The organism is Mesorhizobium sp. M4A.F.Ca.ET.090.04.2.1 (assembly GCF_003999085.1).
In the GTDB taxonomy this organism is placed as follows: domain Bacteria; phylum Pseudomonadota; class Alphaproteobacteria; order Rhizobiales; family Rhizobiaceae; genus Mesorhizobium.
In genome coordinates this window covers 1-414 of the sequence record NZ_RZOT01001035.1, presented here as the reverse complement: position 1 = coordinate 414, position 414 = coordinate 1, and the positions used below count along the sequence as shown (strand labels likewise).

1 protein-coding gene is annotated in these 414 nt (G+C 66.4%); it reads left to right on the top strand.

The genetic code is table 11. The annotated features are described in order from the left end of the window. A partial coding sequence (locus EN781_RS33910; protein WP_189348002.1) for a PAS-domain containing protein occupies nucleotides 1-414 on the top strand: 414 nt, incomplete at both ends.

Here is a 414-nt window from a genome sequence, read left to right as displayed (position 1 = left end):
CGCCTCGGCCATGCGCCCGATTTCGCCGCTGCCGGCCGCGGGCAGCGACGAAATCGGGCGCATGGCCGAGGCGCTGAGGCTCTTCCGGGATACCGCCGTCGAGGTCGAGGAAAAGAACCTGCGCGACGTTGCAGAAGCACGTCAGCGGCTGGTCGATGCCATCGAAAGCATTTCCGAAGGTTTCGCTCTCTATGACAGAGAGGACCGGCTTGTCCTCAGCAACAGCCGCTACCGCGAACTGCTCTACGCCGGCCTGGAGGCCGAGCTAACCCCTGGCACGGCATTCGAGGAGATCATTCGCCGATCCGCCGAGCGCGGCTACATCAGGGATGCCGAGGGGCGGGTCGATGAGTGGGTTGCCGAGCGCCTGTGGCGGCACCGCAACCCTAGCGAACCATGGGTGCAGCGGCGGGG